Below are 19,594 nucleotides of genomic sequence, written 5' to 3'. Positions count from 1 at the left end.
CGCCAAAGGGCGACGCCGCTCTCGCAGCCGTCGCCCTTCGTTTTTCCGACGCAATCACCGCAGCAATGCTGCGGCGCTCAAACTGCCGTCAGACCGCCTGTTCGCCCTCTTCGCCCGTGCGAATGCGGATCACGCGTTCGACATCGGTCACGAAGATCTTGCCGTCGCCGATCTTGCCGGTGCGGGCCGCGCCCAGCACGGCATCGATGACCTGTTCGGCCTGCGCTGCGCTCACCACGACTTCGATCTTGATCTTCGGCAGGAAGTCGACGACGTATTCCGCACCGCGATACAGCTCGGTGTGGCCCTTCTGGCGGCCGAAGCCCTTCACTTCCGTGACGGTCAGACCGGTCACGCCGACTTCGGCCAGCGCTTCACGGACTTCGTCGAGCTTGAAGGGTTTGATGATGGCAGTTACGCGTTTCATTGTCGCCTCGATATCTTGATTGGAATATTCTGCAATTTCGCCCGGCTATTGTACCGGGCCGGGAACGGCACGCCGATGACAGCGCACCCTGCCCGCCCCACTTATCGAATTACGCGTGCGGATCGTCCGGCACCGTGTCCAGATCCGCCAGCCACACCACCGACTCCGAATCGCTCGGCGCACGCCAGTCGCCACGCGGCGAGAGCGAACCGCCCGTGCCGACCTTCGGCGCATTCGGAATGCACGAACGCTTGAACTGGCTCGTACGGAAGAATCGATCCAGGAAAATGCGCAGGTTGCGCTTGATCGCAACCAGATCGTAGGCGTTGCGCGACGCGTGCCCTTCGTCCGGCCAGCGCCCCTGCGACGCATCGTGCCACGCACTCCACGACAGGAACGCCACCTTGCGCGGCGCATAGCCGAAGCGCAGCGTGTAGTAGAGGTTGAAGTCCTGCAATTCGTACGGGCCGATGAAATGCTCGGTGCGCTGTTCGGGCGCGCCGTTGGCCTTGCCCGGCACGAGTTCCGGGCTGATTTCAGTCTCAAGAATATCGATGAGGACGTTGCGGCGCTGTCCTTCCTTGCCGCCCTTAACATCCTTAACGTCCTTACCGTCCTTCTGCGCTTTGGCCGACGCAGCGCCACCCAGTTGCCCCGTCTCCGCGACCCAGCGCACGAGATGCATGATGAGCGTCTTGGGCACGCTGGCGTTCACGTTGTAGTGCGACATATGATCGCCCACACCGTAAGTGCACCAGCCCAGCGCCAACTCGCTCAGGTCGCCCGTACCGATCACAATCGCCCCAAGGTGATTCGCCAAACGGAACAGGTGGTTGGTGCGCTCGCCCGCCTGCACGTTCTCGAACGTGACGTCGTAGACTTCCTCGCCCTTCGCGAACGGATGATCGAGGTCCTTCAACATCTGCATGCAACTCGGACGAATATCGATCTCGCGCGCCGTGCATCCCACGGCGTCCATCAACTCGCGCGCCTGACGTAGCGTGCGCTCGCTCGTCGCGAAGCCCGGCATCGTGTAGGCCAGAATATTCGCGCGCGGCAGACCCAGCCGGTCCATGACCTTGGCGCAGACGAGCAACGCATGCGTCGAGTCCAGCCCGCCGGACACACCGATCACGACCTTCTGAATCTTCGACGACGCGAGACGCTGCATCAGCGCCTGCACCTGAATGTTGTAGACCTCGTGGCAGCGCTCGTCGCGACGCGCCGCATCGGACGGCACATAAGGGAAGCGCGCAATTGCGCGTGCGAGCGGCAGTTCGGCGTCACGCGGCAGGGTGACGTCGACCTTGATCGTGCGAAAGCGCGCCACTTCGTCGGCATGGCGGCGCACCGACACACCGAACGTCGTCTGATGCATGCGCTCACGGGCGAGGCGCTCCAGATCGACATCGGCGAAGATCAGATGCGACTCGCTGGCGAAGCGCGCCGACTCGGCGAGCATGTCGCCGTTCTCGTAGATGAGCGCCTGTCCGTCCCACGCGAGGTCGGTCGTCGATTCGCCCTGCCCGGCCGAGGTGTACAGATACGCCGCGAGGCAACGCGCCGACTGCTGGGCGACCAGTTGATGACGATAGGTCGACTTGCCCACGACCACGTTCGATGCCGACAGGTTGACGAGCACCGTCGCCCCCGCAAGTGCTGCGAACGACGACGGCGGCACCGGCACCCAGACGTCTTCGCAGATCTCGCAGTGAAAGCGCAGCAGCGGCTGATCGGCAGCTTCGAAGATGAGCGCACCGAACGGCACGTCGTTGCCCAGCAGGGCGACGGAATCGACGCCTGCGTCATCCGCTGCGTTGAACTGGCGCGCTTCGTAGAACTCGCTGTAGTTCGGGAGATACGTCTTGGGGACAACGCCGTGAATGCGGCCGCGCGCCACCACGACGGCGCAGTTGAACAGGCGCTGCTGCACGCGCACCGGCATGCCGACGATCATCGCAATGCCCAGCTCCCGGCTCGCGGCCACGATCTCGGCCAGCGCGGCGTCGCAGGCGTCCTGCAAGGCGCGCTGCTGGAACAGGTCTTCGCAGCTGTAGGCAGGAATGCCAAGTTCGGGGAAGGCGACGAGTACCGCACCCTCGGCGTCGGCCTGACGGGCCAGCGCGATGGTCTGGGCTGCGTTGAAAGCGGGATCGGCGACGCGGCATTGCGGCACTCCGACGGCCACACGCGCGAAATCGTGATTGTAGAGATTGAGAAATCGGTTGGTCATGTCGGCGGCTACCATGCATCGCCCTTGTGCCGTGACGTCGGCAGGCATACCTGTCGGGCGTTTGCAGCGATGAAGCGGGCGTAAGAATCGTCAGTATATTACGCGAGGCCCCGCCTTGCCGGGGCCTGCCTTCGACCGCCCCATGTCCCGAAATCGCTCAGGACGCCGGTCGCTTGAACGGCGTATGCGCTTCCAGCTCGCCGATGTGCTCGTCCATCGCTGACGTCTCACGGTCGAGAAAATCCTCGATGGCCTGCGCGAATCGTTCGTCGGCAATCCAATGGGCGGACCACGTAGGCGTGGGTAACAGACCGCGCGACATCTTATGCACGCCTTGCGCGCCGCCTTCGAAACTGCGCAGCCCGTGCGCGATACAGTACTCGATGCCCTGCGCGTAGCAGGTCTCGAAATGCATCCCGGAGACGAAGTCCGTCGTCCCCCAATAGCGGCCGTACATCGTGTCGCCGCTCACGACATTGAGTGCGCACGCGAGCGGCTGGCCGTCACGCTCCGCCATGACGAGCAGCAACGCGTCGGGCATCGTCGCGTGCACCTGCCCGAAGAACGCACGACTCAGATACGGTGAATTCCAGTGCTCACGGTAGGTGTTTTCGTAGCACTGATAAAAGAAGTCGAGCGCTGCGTCATCGATTTGCTCGCCGCGCAGCCAACGGTACGTCACCCCGGCCTCGCGCACGCGCCGACGGTCCTGTTTCAGCTTCTTGCGCTTCTCCTGATTCATCTGCGCGAGGAAGTCGTCGAACGTGGCGAAGCCCGGATTTTCCCAATGAAACTGCACGCCTTCGCGCAGCATGTATCCGGCTTCGGTGAGCGCGGCCAGATCGTCGTCGTGCGTGAACAGCACGTGGATGGACGACAACTCAAGCTGCCGGGCGAACGCAATCGCACCGCGCGCCAGCGCCACGCGATCCGCCTGCGTGCGTGCGAGCAGACGCGGCCCGGTCACGGGCGAGAACGGCACGGCGCACAACAGCTTGGGGTAGTACTCGAGACCGTGACGCGCGAAGGCGTCGGCCCATGCGTGGTCGAAGACATATTCGCCCCGGGAGTGCGACTTGACGTAGAGCGGCATCGCGCCGACGAGCACTTCGTCTGCATGCATGAGCAGATAGGCCGGTTGCCAGCCCGTACGCTTGGCGGCGCACCCCGTCTCGTGCATCGCGTGCAGGAACGCGTGCTGCACGAACGGGTTGTCGCCCGCGAGCGCGTTCCACGCGTTGGCTGGCACGTCTTCAATCGATTGCACTACACGGATGACTACGTCGCTGCTCACTTCACACCTCGTTTGCAAACCGGCGGCTTGCGAAAAAACCCGGCACACGGCCGGGTTTTCTTTGCGTCGACGAACGACGCGGCAAACTTGGCGAAGTGGAAATTACTTCTTCGCGTTCGCGACGCCTTCGGTGATTTCCTTGTGGGCGGCTTCGATGCCTTCCCAGCCTTCGACCTTGACCCACTTGCCCTTTTCGAGCGCCTTGTATTGCTCGAAGAAGTGCTTGATCTGGTCCTTCAGGTAGCCCGGCACGTCGTCGATCGACTTCATGTGTGCCGTCATCGGGCAGATCTTGTCGACCGGCACGACCACGAGCTTGGCGTCCACGCCCGACTCATCGGTCATGTTGAGCATGCCCAGTGCGCGGCAGCGGACGACCGAGCCAGCCAGCAGCGGGAACGGCGTGACGACCAGCGCATCGACGGGGTCGCCGTCGCCAGCCAGCGTTTGCGGAATGAAGCCGTAGTTGGCCGGGTAACGCATACCCGTGCCGATGAAGCGGTCAACGACCAGCAGGCCCAGATCCTTGTCGGCTTCGTACTTCACCGGGTCGCTTTGCGCCGGGATCTCGATGATGACGTTGAAATCGTTGGGGAGGTCCTTACCGGCAGGCACGTGGTTGAAGCTCATGATGGCATTCCTGTGAATGAAAATTGGCATGCCGCCGCGCGGCGCGCATGCCCCGCCAACCGGCCGGATGCCACGCCGCCCGACGGCAATCGGGCGCGAAACATTATAGCGGGTTTGCCTGAATTGCCCCGCCGGATCGGTTCTCGTGCAACGACGGCAGCCGTGCCAGCCGTTCAGCCGTCAACGCCCCCACGTTGGCGCAGCCGAGCAGTTGCATCGTCGTGCGCAATTCGCTCAGCAGCAATGCCAGCACCCCATCCACCCCCTGCCCGCCGCGCGCCGCCACGCCATACAGCGGCGCGCGTCCCAGCAGCACGCCCTTCGCGCCCAGCGCGACGGCCTTGGCGACGTCGGCCCCGCGCCGCACGCCACCGTCCATGAACACGGACATCGCAGGACCACCCGCCCCTGGCACGCCAACGGCATCGACGATCGTCGGCAACGCTTCGACCGGTGCGAGCGTGCTGCCCAACTGGCGTCCGCCGTGATTGGAGACGATGATGCCGTCCGCGCCGTGGGCCTGCGCCTGACGGGCGTCCTCCACCGTCAGAATGCCCTTGACCAGCACTTCACCCGGCCAGTGCTTGCGCACCCACGTCAGGTCGTGCCAGCCGAGCGACAAGTCCATCTGACGACTCAGCATCGCCGCGTGACGCGCCAGATCCGCCCGCTCACCCACGCTCTGAGCGATGTTGCGAAGCTGCGGCGCGCCGCCCACGAGCATCTGCCAGCTCCAATGCGGGTGTCGCATGCAGTCCGCCACGAGTCGCGGTGTGAAGCGCAGGGGCAGCTTGAAGCCGTTGCGCGTGTCGTGATCGCGCTTTCCGTGCACAGGCGTATCGACCGTCAGCATCAGCGTTCGAAAGCCTGCCTCGCGCGCCCGGCGCATCATGCTCTCGGCAATGCGCCGATCCTGCTGCACATAGAGTTGCAGCCAAAGCTCGCCGTTCGGCACCGCCGCGCGCACGTCTTCGAGTAGCGAAGTCGATGCCGTCGACAGCACGAACGGCAGCCCCGCATCCGCAGCGGCACGGGCGAGCAATTCGTCTGCGCGCGGCCAGAACAGGCCGTTCAGGCCGGTCGGGCCGACGACCATCGGGGCGGCCGCCGACCGTCCCCAGAAATTCGTCTCGCTGGATGTGGCGGAGATATCCGTCATGACGCGCGGCGCGAAGCCCCACTGCCCGAAGGCGTCCCGATTGCGCCGCAGCGCCTCCCCGTCCTCCGCACCGCCTTCCAGATAATCGAAGGCCAGCTTCGTCAGACGACGCTTCGCCGCCCGACGGTAATCCTCCACGCAGGAAAACGCGTGCATTGCTCCCCCTGTCTTGATGTTCTCGCGTGCCCCGCCGCATCCGCTTCTAAATGCCCTGAGATCGGGCAAAGTTCGCTACTTGGGCACAAACAATTGCATTACAATCACAATCATTACAATCCGAACAACCCGCACACCCATGCCGCGCTCATCCGCCGGGTCGTCGCGCTCTGCCACAGACGCCACCCAATCCACCAGCGACACCGCTTCGAGCGCCGCCGCCCCGCGTTCCTCGCTCTTCGTCGGCTCGACCGAGAAGACGTTTCAGGTGCTGCACGCCTTCGACGGTCCTGCGCGGTACATGACGCTGGGCGACATCGCCAAAGCGGCAGATCTGGATCGCAGCGCCACGCAGCGGCTGGTGCATACGCTTGAAGCCCTCGGCTATCTCTTCCGCGTACCGGAGACGCGTACCTACGGGCTGACGACCAAGGTGTTGCAGTTCTCGTACAACTACATTCGCGCCAACGAGCTGGTCGACAAGGCGTCGCCGTATCTGCTCGACATTAGCCGCCGTGTGGGCGAGACGACCAACTTGCAAGAGCTGGACGGCCACGAGATCGTGTTCGTCGCACGCTTTCCCGGACAGCATCTGGTGAACATCGATATCGTGGTCGGTGCGCGTCTGCCCGCGATGTTCACGGCGTCGGGCATTGCAATCCTGTCGCGTCTGCCCGAAGCGCGCGTGCGTGAGATTCTGTCGGGCACGGCGCTCGAACCGATGACGCCGTACACGCTCATCGACGAGAAGAAGCTGCTCGAACGGATTGCGCAGACCACGCGTCGCGGCTATGCCATCGTCGAGAACGAAACCGTGATGGGCGACATCTCGGTCGCCGCCCCGATCACCGATCACGACGGTCACGCCGTCGCAGCCATCAACATCTCGGTGCCGACCTCGCGCTGGACGCGGGAGCGCGCGGAAGCCGAACTCGCTCCGCACATTCAGGTCGCCGCGACGTCGATCTCGAAGTCGCGACTGTCGACGTTCCGACGCTAAGCGCGCTCAGGCGCTATCGGGTGCCATCAGTTGCTATCGGGCGGTGACACGCGTCACCGCCGACACACTTCAACGACCTTCGAAAATCGCCAGCTGACGCGCCAGTTCTTCGCGCAGTTCGGCCGACAGCGCCGGTGCGGGCGGCACGAGCGGTGCGAGCATCGCCGGGGCGTTCACGCCGATCAGATCCATCACCGACTTCATCGGACCGGGGTTGGTCTCGGCGAAGGCCAGATTCATCAGAGGAATCAGCGAGCGGTGCAGCGCCAGCGCATCGGCCGTCTTGCCTTCCGACGCGAGCGAGAAGATGCGTTGCCAGGCCGTCGGCAACAACGACGCCGTCACCACGATCCCGCCACGCGCACCGGCTGCCACATGCAGCGGGAACAACGTGTCTTCGCCGCTCAGCACGGCAAACGACTCGTCGACACCGGCGATGGTGCGCAGGAAATGCCACATGTCCGTGTTGCAGGCCTTCATGCCGATGATGTTCTCGTGGCGCGACAGCTCATGCAGCACTTCCGGCGCAATCGCGATACGCGTGCGATACGGAATTTCGTAGATGAGGATGGGCAGCGGCGACTCGTCGGCGTAGCGCAGGAAGTAGTCGCGAATACCGGCTTGCGTCGGGTTCGTGTAGTACGGCGTGAGGACCAGCAGACCGTCGGCACCGGCAGCGGCGAAGTCACGGCCCGCTTCGATGGCGTCGTGATAACCGGGATCGAGCACACCGGCGATCACCGGCACGTCGCGGCCGTGGTCACGCACTTCCTGCGCCGTAAGTTCGGCCATGCGTACACGCTCGGCGCGCGAGAGTGCACCGTATTCGCCCGTGCCGCCCAGCGGCACCACACCGTCGATGCCCTGCGCCAGCAGGTAACGCATGAGCGCACGTGCGCCTTCGATGTGGATCGTGTCGTCGGTGTGCACCGGTGTGGGGATGGCCGGGAAAATGCCCTTCAGTTGTGCGGAGCGAAGCATGAGTTAAACGTCCGTGAATCGTAAGTTTGTTGGGGCGGATACCGCATCCGGGCTTCAGGTCGCGAGGCTGCGCCGGCGCAGTCGCTCGGCCACCCAGATCAGTGCGGCGATGAAAAGGAACAGGCACGTGGACACTGCGGCGATCACCGGCGAGATCTGCATCGTGATCTCGTCCCAGAACTGCTTGGGCAAAGTGGTCGACAGCCCGCCCGACGTGAACAGCGCAATCGTGAGCTCGTCGAACGACGTCGCGAACGCGAACAGGAACGACGACAGCAGACCGGCACCGAGAATCGGGAACGTCACCCGGCGCAGCGTGGCCCAAGGGCGAGCGCCCAGGCTGTACGCCGCCAGATCGAGACGCGTGTCGTAGTTGCGCAGCACCGCCATCATCGTGATGACGACGTACGGCACGGCCACCACGGTGTGCGCGAGCGTCAGGCCCACGCTGGAGCCGACCAGACCGATCTTCGCGAAGAAATAGAACACGCCGACGGCGAGGATCATGCGCGGCACGACAATCGGTGCGAGCACGAAGGCGAGCATCGCCGACTTGCCGCGCATGCCACCGCGTACCAGCAGGAACGCCGCCGGGGTGCCGATCAGCATCGACAGCAAGCCTGCACCGATCCCCACGAGCATCGAGCGCGTGACTGCCTGCATCCACAAAGGCGAATCCCAGATCTGCTGATACCACTGCAACGAGAAGCCCTTCGGCGGCCATGCCAGACCCGAAGCCGAATCGAACGACATCGGAATCATCAGTAGCGCGGGCGCAGCGAGGAACACGACCAGCAGGAAAACGAACACGCGCAGCACGAGACCGTCGCCCTGCTCCGCCTGCGCACCGCGCCCTTTCGGGAACGCGCGCAGCAGCAGATCGGTCGCGATGCCGAGCGTCGCGAGCACCTTCTCGCCGAGCGTGCGTGTCCAGCCGCCACTGCGCTTGCCTGACTTCACATCGCCCGCGCCACCGGCCATCGTCGACAGACCAACCATACGGTCGTAGACGAAGAACACCACCAGCACCACGGCGAGCAGCAGCACCGAGATCGCACCGGCAAAACCCCAGTTCAGCGCCTGCATCACCTGATCGATGATGAGCTGCGTGATCATGGTTTCGTGACGGCCACCGAGCAATGTCGGCGTAATGAAGAAGCCGATGGACGTGACGAACACCATCAGCGCACCGGCGGCCACGCCCGGCAACGACAACGGGAAGTACACGCGCCAGAACACCGTGCCGGGACGTGCGCCCAGCGTCGAGGCCGCGCTCGGCAGACGACGGTCGATGTTCTCCATGACGGAGAGCATCGTCAGCACCGCCAGCGGCATCAGGGCATGCACCATCCCCAGCACCACGGCGGGGAAGCTGTAGAGCAGCGACAGCGGCTGATCGATCAGACCGAGATCGAGCAAGGTACGGTTCACGACGCCGTTACGGCCAAGCAGCACCACCCACGCGAACGTGCGAACAAGAAAGCTCGTCCAGAACGAGAGCAGCAGCCAGAACAGCAGACGTTGCTTGCGCGCGCCGCTGAGCGTCGAGAGCCGGTAGGCAATCGGATACCCGGTGAGGACCGCGAAGAAGGTCGTGTAGAGCGAGACCTTGAGGGTGATGAGCAACACCTCGACGTACACCGACGAGGCGAACAGCCGCTGATATTCGGCAAGCGTAAAGCCGCTTTCACCGCGAATGCTCAGCAGCAGCAACTGGCCGACCGGGTAGATCAGCATGACGGCCAGCAGGATGACGATGGGGGCTGCCATCAGCAGCGGACGCATGCGCGCGCGCCAGCGCGCCCGGCGCGGGGCCGGTTGAGCGGGTTGGGAGGACGAAGGGCGGACCACGGCAGATGCACTCATGGCTTACCCCGCAATCGCCACGGCGTCGTCGGCGCGCCAGGCGAGGCCCAGCGTCTGACCGATTTCGAAACGGTTGCCCTGACGGCGCGTCGGGAAAGCGGCCACAAGCGACTTGCTCGCGTCGCCGCCCGTCGCCGTCGATTGCAGATACAACTTCGTCATGCCGCCCGTGACCATGATGTCGGTCAGCTTCGCCGAGATCGTCGCCATGCCTTCACCGGCAGCGTCCGTGTCGTGCAGATGCAGGTTCTGCGGACGCAGCATCAGCTTGACAGTGCGACCCTGCTCGACTTGCGGGTCGTAGACCATCGCGCCTGCGCCGTTCGCAGCCGTCACGCCCGGCATGGCCACGCGCACCTGATCACCGCTACGCGTGAGCACCGTCGCATCGAGCAGGTTCGACTCGCCAAGGAAGTCGGCCACGAACACGCTCTTCGGACGGAAGTACAGATCGTCGGGCGTACCGAGTTGCGCGATCTCGCCCGCGTTCATCAGGCAGATGCGATCGGACATCGTCATCGCTTCTTCCTGATCGTGCGTGACATAGACGATGGTGGTGCCCAACTCCCGGTGAATACGCTTGATTTCGAGCTGCATGTGATCGCGCAGCTTTTTGTCGAGCGCACCCAGCGGCTCGTCCATCAGAATGATCGACGGCCGGTAGACCATGCAGCGCGCGAGTGCAATGCGCTGCTGCTGACCACCCGAGAGTTCGCGCGGATAGCGCTCTGCCACGTGCGGCAGATGCACCATTTCCAGCGCGTTCATGACCATCTTGCGAGCGGCCTGTGCGTCGGTGCGACGCATCTGCAACGGGAACGCGATGTTCTCCGCCACCGTCATGTGGGGGAACAGCGCGTAGTTCTGGAACACCATGCCGATGTCGCGCTCGTACGGCGCGCCGTACGTGACATCGGTCCCATTGATGCGGATGGCGCCCGCATCGGGCTGCGACAAACCGGCGATGAGCGAGAGCAAAGTGGTCTTGCCCGAGCCGCTGGGGCCGAGCAAGGTCAGGAATTCGCCCTGGGCGACATCGAGGTCGGTCGGCGCGAGGGCGACAAAATCGCCGTAACGCTTGGACAGGCCCGAAACTTGAAGATTGGCAACGGTCATGAGATCAGCACCCCAAAAAACATGAAACGGAACAGCAGGTGAGGATCAGGTCAGGATCCAGCGGTTGAAACGTTCGAGCGCCACGCTCTGGTTCTGCTGCCAGAACTGCGCGTTGATGTGCACGCCGCTCTTCATGTTGTCCGGGAACGTCGGGCAGTTCCTGGCGATCTCGGGCTTCACGTAATTGAAGGCTTCCGGCTGCGTCATGCCGGCCGGGAAGAACTTGACCAGTTCCGCCTGACGCTTCGGATCGCTCGCGAACTTGATGAACTCGCGGCAAGCGGCAGCGTTGGGCGTGCCCTTCAGAATCGACCAGTTATCGACGCCCCAGATGTTCTGGTTCCAGACGATCTCGACCGGCACGCCGTTGGCCTGTGCCGACTGCGCACGCGAGGCCCACGTGGCGACCATGTCGACTTCGCCCGAGCCGAGCATCTGCTCGACCTGCGCGCCGGTCGTCCACCACACGGCGACCTGCTTGGCGATCTTGTCCAGGCTCTTGAATGCACGGTCGAAGTCGCACGGATACACCGAGCCGGGCGCCACGCCATCGGCGAGCAGCGCCTGCTCGATGGTGTCGAACGGATACTTGCGAATCGAGCGACGGCCCGGGAAGTCCTTAACATTCCACAGATCGGCCCACGACGACGGGGCTTTGCGGCCCTTGAACGCATCGGAGCGATACGCCAGCACCGTCGAATAGACGTTCGTGCCCACGCCGAACGGCGACATGTATTGCTTCGGAATCTTCGCGATGGTCGGGTCCGCTTCCAGACCGTGACGCTCCAGATACTCCTTGCCGCCCGACGTCAGCAACAGAATCGCGGGCTGGCTGATCTTCGCCATGTCCCATGTGTAGCTGCCCGCCTCGACCATGCTCTTGATCTGCGCGGTCGGCTCTGCATTGGCCTGCACGCCGACGACCTCGATGCCCGTCGCCTTGGCGAAGGGCTTGTAGTACACGGCGTCGTACGCCTTGGTGTAGATGCCGCCGTCGTCACGCACCACGATGCGCTTGGTGGCGGCGCGCGAAGGCGTCCACACGAACGGGAAGGCGACGGCGGCCGCGCCGACGATGGCCGTCTTCATGGCCGTGCGACGGCCCGGTTGTGCGAGCGTCGCTTCGCTTTTCTTGGTGGTATCGAGCGGGCTTGCGGAGGTCTTGCGTTTCATCATGGTCTCCGGTCTTGACTGGGAGGGTGGGCGCGGCGACGGTTTGCGGACTGACATACGGAAAGGCAGCCGCCGCGCGCGCAGTTATGGCAAAACAAACAGCAAAACTTGAAAAACGTGTGTGTGTGAATTCGTGCGTGATGCTTACGGAACGAGACGCCCCGGATTGAACAGCTGGTTCGGATCGAGCGCCGCTTTCACCGCGCGCATCAGCGTCAGTTCGGCGGGGGCCTTGTAGCGCTGCATCAGCGGCAGGCCCGTTTGCCCGACGCCATGCTCGGCGCTGAACGTGCCCGACAGGCGCGCAGCAACATCGTTGACCGCAGCGCGCATCGCGTCGCCCATCGCCGCACTGTCGGCCAGTGCCGCCCAAGCCTCGAACGAGAACATCGGAATGAAGTGGACGTTGCCGTCGCCCATGTGGCCGACGATGGCGATGTCGAGTCCCGGCACGATGGCGTGCACGGCGCGCGTCGACGCGTCGATGAATTCGGGCACGCTCGACACCGGCACGGCGCAGTCGGTGGTGAGACCGATGGCAGCCTTCTTGTTCGCCTCGCTCACGCTGTGGCGCACTTCCCAGAGATCGGCGCGCTGCGTTTCGTTCGCGGCGATGACGGCGTCTTCGACCAGTCCTTGTTCGATGGCTTCGCCCAGCGTTTCGGTAAGCACCGCTTCGAGGCCCTCGGCATCGCGCGTGTCGCCCAGTTCGACAAGCACGTGCCACGCATGGGCACCGGTGAGCGGATTGCGGCGATTCGGCACATTCGCCAGCACCAGATCGAGCTGGTGACGGTTCATGATTTCGAACGCAGACAGACGCGAGCCGCAGGCGTTCTGGAACATGCCGAGGATGTGCTGCGCGGCGGCCGGATCGCGCGGCGCGAACCACGCGAGCGAGTGATGCGTAGGCAGCGGATGGAGCTTGAGCGCGGCCGCCGTGACGATGCCGAGCGTGCCTTCCGCGCCGATGAACAGATGCTTGAGATCGATGCCCGTGTTGTCCTTGCGCAGCGCACGCAGACCGTCCCAGATGGTGCCGTCGGCCAGCACGACTTCGAGACCCAGCACGTTATCGCGCGTATTGCCGTAACGCAGCACGCTCGTGCCGCCTGCATTCGTCGAGAGCGTGCCGCCGATCTGGCACGACCCTTCCGCTCCGAGACTCACCGGATACAAACGTCCGACGTCGGCCGCCGCATCCTGTACGGTTTTCAGAATGCACCCAGCCTCGACAACCATCGAGCCGTTGGCCGCGTCGACCTGACGGATATGGCGCATGCGCGCCAGATTCAGAATGACCGGTGCCGGGCCGTGAGTCGGCGGCACTGCGCCACCGCACAAGCTGGTATTCCCGCCCTGCGGGAGGATCGATACACCGGCCGCTGCGCACAGCTTCACAATGTCGCTCACCTGCTCGGTGGACGACGGCAGCACGACGCACAGCGCCTCGCCCCGATAACGGCCGCGCCAGTCTTCGGTATAGCCAGCGGTATCCGACTCACTCGTGAGCACGGCATCCGCGCCGAGCGCTTCCTGTAACCGGGTCAACAGCGGGGTCAACAGCGTCTCTTGGGTCACAGCGTCGTTCATCGCCTGCCTGCTCCTGAATGCTTCGGTTCGACTGCTTCGCCGGGTCCGTCCGTCATTGAACCGACGGTACGCAGCGAACTGTAGTGCCATGCCAGACGCCCGTCTGGCGATTCGATGTGATCAAGGATAGGCGAGAAAAAATTGCAATAAAATATCTTTAATTGCAATGCGCTCATTTTAGGTGTTTATGCGGATGTGACCTATACGACGGTCAATGCCCTCGTGAGTTAAGTGATAATGGCCCCACCCTTTACATGAGGTGCAGTCGACATGCCCGAAGCTACACACTTCATCGGCAATCGCTGGGTCGCCCCCGCCAGGCGCGGCGGTACTTCCGCGATATCTCCGCTGTCGGCCAATACGGCCAACACCGTCATTGCCGTCATCGATCCCTCCGACGGACAGCCCTTCACCGAAATCGCTCGCGGCGATGCCGAAGACATCGACCGCGCCGTGAGTGCGGCGCGTGCCGCCTTCAACGGCGACTGGGGCCGTACCGCCGCCGCCGAGCGTGGCCGCACGCTCTACGCCTTCGCCAGCCTGCTCGCCCGTCATCAGGAAACACTCGCCCAACTCGAAGCCCGCGACACCGGCAAGCCGCTCAAACAGGCCCGCGCCGACGCTGCCGCCATCGTGCGTTACTTCGAGTTCTACGCCGGGGCCGCCGACAAGCTGCACGGCGAGACGATTCCCTATCAGCAGGGATTCACCGTATTCACGGTGCGCGAACCGCACGGCGTGACCGGTCACATCATTCCGTGGAATTACCCGTTGCAGATCTTCGGACGCAGCGTGGCCGCCGCGCTCGCGACGGGCAACGCCTGCGTGGTCAAACCGGCGGAAGACGCGTGTCTCTCGCTGCTGCGCGTGGCGGAGCTGTCGCTCGAAGCCGGGCTGCCGCCGGGTGCACTCAATATCGTGACGGGCTACGGGGCCGAAGCCGGTGCAGCGCTGGCAAGGCATCCGGGCATTGATCACATCTCGTTTACCGGCTCGCCCGCCACTGGCACGCTGATCTCGCAGATGGCCGCCGAGAACCACACGCCGGTGACGCTCGAACTCGGCGGCAAGTCGCCGCAGATCATCTTCGCCGACGCCGATCTTGACGCCGTGATGCCGGTCGTCGTGAACGCCATCGTGCAAAACGCAGGGCAAACCTGCTCGGCAGGCAGTCGTCTGTTGGTGGAGCGCGATGCGTACGAGGGCGTACTCGCGCGACTGGCCGAAGCGTTCGCCCAGCTGCGCGTCGGGCCGTCGCATGACGATCTCGACCTCGGTCCGCTCATCAACGCGAAGCAGCAACAACGTGTGTGGGACTTCCTCTCCGAAGCCCAGCACGACGGAATTGCCGTGATGTCGCAGGGCGAAGTCGTCGGCAGCGCGCCGGAGGCTGGCTTCTATCAAGCCCCGACCTTGTTGCGCGATGTCCCCGACACGCACCGTCTCGCTCGTGAGGAAGTCTTCGGCCCGGTGCTCGCGGCCATGCCTTTTACCGATGAAGCGGACGCCGTGCGACTCGCCAATGGAACGCTCTACGGCCTCGCCGCCGGTGTGTGGACGCGCGACGGCGCACGTCAGATGCGCCTCGCCCGCGACATTCGCGCCGGTCAGGTGTTCATCAACAATTACGGCGCAGGTGGCGGTGTGGAGCTGCCCTTCGGCGGCATGAAGCACTCCGGCCACGGCCGCGAAAAGGGGTTCGAAGCCCTCTACGGATTCACCACGCTCAAGACCGTCGCCATCCGGCACGGGTGATTCGCTTCCTTTGCGCTTACTTTGCGCTTACTTTGCGCTTACTTCGCACTTCGGAGACAAGGCATGCGTTTGCAACAGAAAGTGGCTATCGTGACGGGCGCCGGATCGGGATTCGGCGAAGGCATTGCCAAGACGTTTGCGCGCGAAGGCGCGGCGGTGATCGTGAACGATCTGAATCGTGAAGCGGGCGAGCGCGTGGCCGGGGAGATCGTCGAGGCGGGCGGTCGGGCGGTTTTCGTCTACGGCGACGTGTCGCGCGAGGAAGATCACGCCACGCTGCTCACGGAGGCCGTCGCGCGCTTCGGCAAGCTCGACATCGTCGTAAACAACGCAGGTACCACGCACCGCAACAAGCCACTGCTCGAAGTCACCGAAGCGGAGTTCGACCGCGTCTATGCGGTCAACGTCAAAAGCATCTTCTGGAGCGCACGCGCCGTCATCCCCTACTTCCAGCAACACGGCGGCGGCGTGATGATCAACATTGCGTCGACGGCGGGTGTGCGTCCGCGCCCCGGCCTCGTCTGGTACAACGGCAGCAAAGGCGCGGTGATCACCGCAAGCAAGGCGATGGCCGCCGAGTTCGGCCCGCAGAACATTCGCGTCAATTGCGTCAATCCGGTCATCGGCGACACGGGCCTGACCGCCGAATTCATGGGCGTGCCGAATACGCCTGAGAACCGCGCCAAATTCCTCGCAGGTATTCCGCTCGGCCGCTTCTCCACGCCGCAGGACATCGCCAACGCGTGCCTCTATCTCGCCAGCGACGACGCCGCCTTCATCACCGGTGTCTGCCTCGAAGTCGACGGCGGCCGCTGCATCTAGCGCAGCCCCATCAATCTGCGCGCATACCGTTTCCAGTAGTCCGTAGCACCCGTAGTTGTCGCACCACAACATAACGATAGACAACACAACGTCAAACCGGAGGAGATCCGTATGAACAGCGTTCCGACGCCCCCCTCGCCTATGGCCGACACGGCCTCGGCGGACTTTGAAGCGGCCACCTACCGCAAGGTCGGCTGGCGGCTGATTCCGTTTCTGCTGCTCTGCTATGTCGTCGCTTATCTCGATCGCGTGAACGTGGGTTTCGCCAAGTTGCAGATGGTGGGCGACCTGCAATTCTCCGAGACCGTGTTCGGTCTTGGCGCAGGCATCTTCTTCATCGGTTACTTCATCTTCGAAGTGCCGAGCAACGTGATCCTGCATCGCGTCGGCGCGCGCGTGTGGATCGCGCGCATCATGATCTCGTGGGGCATCATCTCCGGTGCGACGATGTTCGTCACCACGCCGTCGATGTTCTACGTCATGCGCTTCCTGCTCGGCGTGGCCGAAGCGGGCTTCTTTCCCGGCATCATCCTTTACATCACCTACTGGTACCCGGCCTCGCGGCGCGGGCGCATGACGGCATGGTTCATGACGGCCGTGGCGCTTTCGGGTCTTATCGGTGGTCCGCTCTCGGGCTGGATCCTGAAGGACATGAGCGGCGTGAATGGCCTCGCGGGCTGGCAGTGGATGTTCCTCATCGAAGCGATTCCGTCGGTGATCATCGGCATTGCGGTGCTGTTCGTGCTCGATGACCGGATTCGCGACGCCAAGTGGTTGAACGACGCCGAGAAGTCGATGCTTGAGCGCAACATCGCAAGCGATGTGCTCACCAAGGAAGACCTGCCGCTGCGTCAGGTGTTCTCGAGCCCGCGCGTGTGGATGATGAGCCTGATCTACTTCTCGTTCGTGATCGGCCTCTATGGCGTGGGCTTCTGGCTACCGACGATCATCAAGAGTACCGGCGTGACGGATCCGTTGCAGATCGGTTTGCTGACGGCCATTCCGTACTTCTTCGCGGTCATTGCGATGGTCGTAGTGGGACGCCGTTCGGACCTGAAGGGCGAGCGTCGCTGGCACATCGCGATTCCCGCGTTCCTCGGCGCAATCGGCCTGTTCCTGTCGACGGTGTGGAGCCACAACACGCAACTCGCCATGGTCGCGCTCACGCTCGCTACGATGGGGATCATGATCGTGCTGCCGCTGTTCTGGAGTCTGCCGACGGCGTTCCTCGGCGGCACGGCAGCGGCCGCCGGGATTGCGATGATCAACTCGCTGGGCAATCTGGCGGGCTTCGTCGGCCCGTATCTGATCGGCTTCCTCAAGGACGCCACGCAGAGCACCAACAGTGGCATGTTCCTGCTCACCGTCTTCATGATTCTGGGCGGATTGCTGACGCTGGCAGTGCCTGCGCGGCTGGTGAACAAGTAGCGGACGAAGTCGACCAGACAGCGGCCAGACGGCGACGAGACGGCGACCAACGAGACAGATCACCTGACAAAACGCCGTCTCAATCGTCGAGACCGACGCGCTACGGGGCTTCTGGCCGCATGGCGCTTGCGGGAGTAACATATTTGGCACGTTTCGCGTGAATCAGGCCGTCCCTGCCGGGGCGGCTTGTTTTTTGCTCCCCCAAGCATTCGTCTTCATCCGCTCGCATGTCCGCCAACGACTCACAGACGACGCCAGCCGGCGTCTCGCCAACGTCACTCACGCCCGCCGAGGTCAAATCGATCCTCACCGGCCTGCTGCTGATCATGTTTCTGGGCTCGCTCGACCAGACCATCGTCGCGCCCGCACTCCCGACCATCGCGCGTGACCTCGGCAGTTTCGACGCCGTCTCGTGGGTCGTCACCGCCTATCTGCTCTCGTCCACGGCCATTACGCCCATCGTGGGCAAGCTCTCGGATTTGTTCGGACGCCGAGTCGTCATCGCCGCGAGCGTCGCCGTCTTTCTGGTCGGATCGGTGTTGTGCGCACTCGCCCCCTCGATGCTCGCGCTGATCGTCGCGCGCGGCGTGCAGGGGCTGGGCGGCGGCGGATTGATCGCCCTGTCGAACACGGTGATCGCCGATATCGTCTCGCCACGCGAGCGCGGTCGTTATCAGGGCTATATCTCGGGGATGTTCGCGGTCTCCGGTGTGGCCGGGCCCGTCACCGGCGGCGTGTTCGCCCAGTACCTCAACTGGACGCTCATCTTCTGGATCAACATCCCCCTCGGCCTTCTCGCGATCTACCTGAGCGACCGTGCGCTGCGACGACTGCCGCGACGCGAAGGCAAGCCGAGCATCGATTACCTCGGCTCGCTGCTGTTGATCGTGTCGACGGTTTGTCTGCTGCTGGCGCTCACGTGGGGCGGACACCGCTACGCATGGCTGTCGGCGGAAATCGGCGGTCTGGTCGCTGCGACGGTGATCGTCGGCGCGGTCTTCCTGCGCCATCAACGTACGGTGCGCGAGCCGCTGCTGCCGGTCGCGCTGCTCGCCAATCCGGTGTTTCGTATGACGTCGACAATGGCCGTGCTGGTGATGATGGTCAACATCAGCATCGGCATTTACGTGCCGCTATATCTGCAATTGCAGCGCGGCGAGTCGGCCAGCAGCTCGGGGCTGATGCTGATCCTGCCGCTGCTGGGCATTGTGGTCGGCGCGCTGAGTTCCGGGCACTACATGCGTCAGACGGGGCATTACAAGCGTCCGCCGCAGATCGGTCTGCCGGTGGCATTTGCCGGGCTCGCGATCATCGCGCTCGGTGTTCAGTCGCTACCGCTCACGGTAATCGGCATTTGCCTCGGCCTCGTTGGCATCGGCTTCGGCTCGGCCATGCCGGTCATGACCGTGGCGACGCAAAACGCCGTTGCGCCGCGCGACATCGGGATTGCAACCGCCGCCCACGCGTTCTTCCGCGCCCTGGGCGGGATGATCGGCGTGGCGATGTTCGGCGCGCTGATCGTCGGCCTGCTGGTGGCAGGTGACAACGGCAGCGCACCGCGCGAGCTGACCGACTTCCTGCGCCCGGGCGGCGCCCCTGCCGGGATGGAGGACCATCTGCGGCTGGCGTTTGGTGCGTTCTTCGGCGGCAGTGCGCTGATCGCCGCACTCGCCATCGTCGCCCTCGCACGACTGCCGGAATTGCCGCTGCGTCAAAGCTCGGGCAACGAAGCGACCGCTATCGAGTAAGTCGTCTTCAGCCAACGCGGTGTGCCGTTCGTCGGCACGGCCAATTCCGCAAAGTCCTGAGCACAGCGACAAAGTGCTACGCCAGGCAATACGGCACAGTGCGGGCTCCCTTATCCGCGACTAGGAGTCCGCGCTTGTTCCCTACACCGCGCTTCAGCCCTACCGCGCCGTCCGGCCAATGCGCCGTCAACGGCGATACGACAACGACGGCAT

At 64.0% G+C, this 19,594-nt stretch carries 15 protein-coding genes; 5 read left to right on the top strand and 10 right to left on the bottom strand.

What is annotated here, in order from left to right:
• Nucleotides 1–88 precede the first annotated feature (88 nt).
• The 5 genes from NTU39_RS07615 to NTU39_RS07595 all read right to left on the bottom strand — a co-directional run bounded on the left by NTU39_RS07615 (nucleotide 89) and on the right by NTU39_RS07595 (nucleotide 5,899).
• Nucleotides 89–427 carry a P-II family nitrogen regulator gene (locus NTU39_RS07615; RefSeq protein WP_010805431.1) on the bottom strand — a complete coding sequence of 113 codons (339 nt, stop codon included), beginning with the start codon at nucleotides 425–427 and terminating at the stop codon, nucleotides 89–91.
• A gap of 109 nt (nucleotides 428–536) precedes the next feature.
• The gene (locus NTU39_RS07610) at nucleotides 537–2,660 is read right to left on the bottom strand and encodes an NAD(+) synthase (protein WP_257959597.1); all 2,124 of its coding nucleotides are present in this window, start codon (nucleotides 2,658–2,660) and stop codon (nucleotides 537–539) included.
• 157 nt (nucleotides 2,661–2,817) lie between these two features.
• Nucleotides 2,818–3,954 (bottom strand): GNAT family N-acetyltransferase, encoded by a 1,137-nt coding sequence (locus NTU39_RS07605; protein ID WP_150665077.1) that lies wholly within the window; start codon nucleotides 3,952–3,954, stop codon nucleotides 2,818–2,820.
• Nucleotides 3,955–4,056: 102 nt separating this feature from the next.
• Complete coding sequence (ppa, locus tag NTU39_RS07600; RefSeq protein ID WP_039399943.1) at nucleotides 4,057–4,584, bottom strand: inorganic diphosphatase; 528 nt, start codon at nucleotides 4,582–4,584, stop codon at nucleotides 4,057–4,059.
• A gap of 103 nt (nucleotides 4,585–4,687) precedes the next feature.
• Nucleotides 4,688–5,899, bottom strand: a complete 1,212-nt coding sequence (locus NTU39_RS07595) for an alpha-hydroxy acid oxidase (RefSeq protein WP_257959596.1) — start codon at nucleotides 5,897–5,899, stop codon at nucleotides 4,688–4,690.
• 139 nt (nucleotides 5,900–6,038) lie between these two features.
• Here NTU39_RS07595 and NTU39_RS07590 point away from each other — a divergent pair, with 139 nt between their 5' ends.
• Nucleotides 6,039–6,899 carry an IclR family transcriptional regulator gene (locus tag NTU39_RS07590; protein ID WP_257959595.1) on the top strand — a complete coding sequence of 287 codons (861 nt, stop codon included), beginning with the start codon at nucleotides 6,039–6,041 and terminating at the stop codon, nucleotides 6,897–6,899.
• Between the two features lie 69 nt (nucleotides 6,900–6,968).
• On the opposite strand, the gene NTU39_RS07585 is transcribed toward NTU39_RS07590, so the two are convergent.
• The 5 genes from NTU39_RS07585 to NTU39_RS07565 form a co-directional block, all read right to left on the bottom strand.
• Nucleotides 6,969–7,880 carry a dihydrodipicolinate synthase family protein gene (locus NTU39_RS07585; protein WP_150738341.1) on the bottom strand — a complete coding sequence of 304 codons (912 nt, stop codon included), beginning with the start codon at nucleotides 7,878–7,880 and terminating at the stop codon, nucleotides 6,969–6,971.
• Nucleotides 7,881–7,934: 54 nt separating this feature from the next.
• Nucleotides 7,935–9,650: an ABC transporter permease subunit gene (locus tag NTU39_RS07580; RefSeq protein ID WP_257960061.1), complete on the bottom strand. Its 1,716-nt coding sequence runs from the start codon at nucleotides 9,648–9,650 to the stop codon at nucleotides 7,935–7,937.
• Nucleotides 9,651–9,749: 99 nt separating this feature from the next.
• Nucleotides 9,750–10,862 carry an ABC transporter ATP-binding protein gene (locus tag NTU39_RS07575; RefSeq protein ID WP_150665080.1) on the bottom strand — a complete coding sequence of 371 codons (1,113 nt, stop codon included), beginning with the start codon at nucleotides 10,860–10,862 and terminating at the stop codon, nucleotides 9,750–9,752.
• Between the two features lie 45 nt (nucleotides 10,863–10,907).
• A complete protein-coding gene (locus NTU39_RS07570) occupies nucleotides 10,908–11,951 on the bottom strand; it encodes an ABC transporter substrate-binding protein (protein ID WP_257960060.1) in 1,044 nt (347 codons plus the stop codon).
• A 228-nt stretch (nucleotides 11,952–12,179) separates the two neighbouring features.
• Nucleotides 12,180–13,628, bottom strand: coding sequence for an FAD-binding oxidoreductase (locus NTU39_RS07565; RefSeq protein ID WP_150665081.1), 1,449 nt, complete (start codon nucleotides 13,626–13,628; stop codon nucleotides 12,180–12,182).
• Nucleotides 13,629–13,898: 270 nt separating this feature from the next.
• On the opposite strand from NTU39_RS07565, the gene NTU39_RS07560 reads away from it, so the two are divergent.
• From NTU39_RS07560 to NTU39_RS07545, 4 genes are all read left to right on the top strand, one after another.
• Entirely contained in the window at nucleotides 13,899–15,383 is a 1,485-nt protein-coding gene (locus NTU39_RS07560; protein WP_257959594.1) for an aldehyde dehydrogenase family protein, read from the top strand.
• A 63-nt stretch (nucleotides 15,384–15,446) separates the two neighbouring features.
• Nucleotides 15,447–16,205: an SDR family oxidoreductase gene (locus NTU39_RS07555; RefSeq protein WP_257959593.1), complete on the top strand. Its 759-nt coding sequence runs from the start codon at nucleotides 15,447–15,449 to the stop codon at nucleotides 16,203–16,205.
• A 111-nt stretch (nucleotides 16,206–16,316) separates the two neighbouring features.
• Nucleotides 16,317–17,633, top strand: a complete 1,317-nt coding sequence (locus NTU39_RS07550; RefSeq protein ID WP_233328374.1) for an MFS transporter — start codon at nucleotides 16,317–16,319, stop codon at nucleotides 17,631–17,633.
• Between the two features lie 227 nt (nucleotides 17,634–17,860).
• Entirely contained in the window at nucleotides 17,861–19,381 is a 1,521-nt protein-coding gene (locus tag NTU39_RS07545) for an MDR family MFS transporter (protein WP_150665083.1), read from the top strand.
• Nucleotides 19,382–19,594 lie beyond the last annotated feature (213 nt).

The sequence above is a fragment of the Pandoraea commovens genome, assembly GCF_024704525.1.
GTDB lineage: Bacteria > Pseudomonadota > Gammaproteobacteria > Burkholderiales > Burkholderiaceae > Pandoraea > Pandoraea commovens.
Note: the sequence above shows the minus strand (reverse complement) of the source record. Positions and strands in the feature narration are given on the sequence as shown.